At 69.0% G+C, this 2764-nt stretch carries 3 protein-coding genes; 2 read left to right on the top strand and 1 reads right to left on the bottom strand.

Annotation, left to right across the window (positions count from 1 at the left end; all coding sequences use genetic code 11):
- Window positions 1-19 precede the first annotated feature (19 nt).
- Window positions 20-745, bottom strand: a complete 726-nt coding sequence (locus JLI01S_RS16370; protein ID WP_068266708.1) for a DUF4333 domain-containing protein — start codon at window positions 743-745, stop codon at window positions 20-22.
- 202 nt (window positions 746-947) lie between these two features.
- Between JLI01S_RS16370 and JLI01S_RS16365 the strand changes: the two genes are divergently transcribed.
- Together JLI01S_RS16365 and JLI01S_RS16360 are read left to right on the top strand one after the other, a co-directional pair.
- The gene (locus tag JLI01S_RS16365) at window positions 948-2375 is read left to right on the top strand and encodes an ammonium transporter (protein ID WP_068266705.1); all 1428 of its coding nucleotides are present in this window, start codon (window positions 948-950) and stop codon (window positions 2373-2375) included.
- Window positions 2372-2710 carry a P-II family nitrogen regulator gene (locus JLI01S_RS16360; protein ID WP_068266702.1) on the top strand — a complete coding sequence of 113 codons (339 nt, stop codon included), beginning with the start codon at window positions 2372-2374 and terminating at the stop codon, window positions 2708-2710. The genes JLI01S_RS16365 and JLI01S_RS16360 overlap by 4 nt, the downstream gene beginning before the upstream one ends.
- Window positions 2711-2764: the final 54 nt, after the last annotated feature.

Here is a 2764-nt window from a genome sequence, read left to right as displayed (position 1 = left end):
TGCTCCCTGCGGTGTCGCCTCAGCTCAGCGGCTGGCGGAAGGTGAGGTAGTAGCGGGTGTCACTGCCGACATTGGCGGCCCAAGCGACCTCGACCGTCACCTTCGAGGTCTTGGTCTTGTCGCCGGGCACCGGAGCGGTGCAGCGAATGTTGCGACCCTCGACGAGCACCAGGCTCGTCGGGCAGTCGATGTCGGACTTCGTGTGGCCGTAGGCCCGCATGCCCTTGGCGACCTGCGCCTCCACCTCGTCGGCGGGGAGCTTCACGGAGGTGTTGGTGTTGGCCGTGGAGCCCGCGGGGGTGGGGGGCACGCTGGAGCTGGGCTGCGTCGGCGGGGTGTACGTGGACGACGAGGTCGAGGAGTAGCTCGAGCTCGAGGACGAGGTGTACGGGTCCGACGTCGACGTCGTCGTCGAGTCGGTGCTCGTCACATCAGTGGTCGGGTCCGTCTGCGTCGTGGACGCGCTCGTCGACTCGTCATCATCGCCGAGCGCGTAGAGGCCGATACCGCCACAGAGGCAGAAGACGAGGAGGAGGGCGATCCCGCCGACGATCCAGGCCCAGACCGGGACCCCACCCTTGGCCGGGGGAGCGCCGCCGGGCGCGCCGTAGGCGGGACCACCCGGCTGGCCGTATGGCTGTTGACCGTAGGGCTGCTGCTGCCCGTGGGGCTGCTGCTGCCCGTACGGCTGCTGGCCTGGCTGGTGGGGGCTCGGCTGTCCGGGGCCGAGGGGCGGCATGCTCATGGTTCTCCCTGATTGTCTACCGGCGAGCGCGCGCTGCATCCCCCCGGACATGTCGTGATCTGCGATCTCACCGTATGCCACCCCGCAGGTTCGGCGAAGTCCGGCGTCATGTCACACAGCATTAACGCCGCGGCCCGTGACGAAACACGGACGTCACATGCGGCGACACGAACCGAAACGGGACCGGCGGAGTCTTCGGTGCATGAGCCCAACCTTCGCGCCCCTCGCGGCGACTCCTGCGATCGACACGTCGGCGACAGCCTTCATGATCATCTGCGCGGCACTCGTGCTGCTGATGACTCCTGGCCTCGCCCTCTTCTACGGCGGCATGACGCGCGCCAAGTCCGTCCTCAACATGATGATGATGAGCTTCGGTGCCATGGGTGCCGCCGGCGTCGTCTACGTCCTGTGGGGCTACTCGATGTCCTTCGGGGGATCCGACATCGGTGGCATCTTCGCCAACCCCTTCGACAACTTCGGGCTGAGGGGCGTCGCCAGCACGGTCGACGGCGTCACCAAGACGGTCGGCGCCGACGGGATGCCTGTCATCGACGTCTTCGGCGCCGATGTCTACATCCCCGAGGTCCTCTTCGCCGGCTTCCAGCTGACCTTCGCGATCATCACGGTCGCCCTCATCAGCGGCGCGATCGCCGACCGGGTGAAGTTCTCCACCTGGATGGTCTTCGTCCCGGTCTGGCTGACGCTCGTCTACTTCCCGATCGCCCACATGGTCTGGGGGGGTGGCCTGCTGTCCGGTGCGGAGAAGGGAGTGGCCGCCTGGCTCTTCGGCACGACCGATGGTGCGGCCACGGTCGCGCCCATCGACTTCGCCGGTGGCACCGTCGTCCACATCAACGCCGGGATGGCGGGTCTGGTCCTGGCACTGGTCGTCGGCACCCGGCTCGGCTTCGGCACGACGGCGATGCGCCCGCACAACGTCCCGCTGGTCATGATCGGTGCCGGCCTGCTGTGGTTCGGCTGGTTCGGCTTCAACGCCGGCTCGGAGCTGGCTGCCGACGGCGTCGCCAGCCTCGTCTGGGTCAACACCACCGCAGCGACCGCCGCGGCCATCCTCGGCTGGCTCCTAGTGGAGAAGATCCGCGACGGGCACGCCACCTCGATCGGCGCGGCCTCCGGCATCGTCGCCGGCCTCGTGGCCATCACCCCGGCCTGCGGGTCGCTCTCGCCCGTCGGCTCGCTGGTCCTCGGCGCCGTCGCCGGCGGTCTGGCGGCGCTGGCCGTCGGCCTGAAGTACCGCTTCGGCTACGACGACTCCCTCGACGTCGTGGGTGTCCACCTCGTCGCGGGTCTCTGGGGCACCATCGGGGCGGGCCTGCTGGCGACCGAAGGGGGCCTCTTCTACGGCGGCGGTGTGCGCCAGACGGTTATCCAGGTCGTCGTGGCCCTCATCAGCCTCGTGATCTCCGCAGTGGTGACCTATGTCATCGCCATCGCGCTCAAGAGGACGATGGGGTGGCGAGTCAACGAGGAGGACGAGGTGTCCGGCATCGACGCCGCCGAGCACGCCGAGTCCGGCTACGACCTCACCGCCCGCGGCGGCCGCCTCGGCGGAGCCGGCGCCGCCGCGCCCGCCCACCAGCACGCCGACACCGAAGGAGCCCGAGCATGAAGCTCGTCACCGCCATCATCAAGCCCCACCAGCTCGACGACGTCAAGGAGGGCCTCGAGGCCTTTGGCATCACCGGGATGACCGTCAGCGAGGCCAGCGGGTACGGCCGCCAGCGTGGTCACAGCGAGGTCTACCGCGGCGCCGAGTACACGGTCGACTTCGTCCCCAAGATCCGACTCGAGGTCCTGGTCGAGGACCTGGATGCGGAGTCGGTCGTGGCTGTCGTCGTCAGCGCGGCCCGCACCGGACGGATCGGTGACGGCAAGGTGTGGGTCACCCCCATCGAGGACGTCGTGCGCGTGCGCACCGGGGAGAAGGGAGTCGAGGCGATCTGAGCCTCGTCACCCCATGACCCGCACCGGAACAGACCTGAGAGCCACGCGGCTCGA

Source organism: Janibacter limosus NBRC 16128 (assembly GCF_001570985.1).
GTDB lineage: Bacteria > Actinomycetota > Actinomycetes > Actinomycetales > Dermatophilaceae > Janibacter > Janibacter limosus.
Note: the sequence above shows the minus strand (reverse complement) of the source record. Positions and strands in the feature narration are given on the sequence as shown.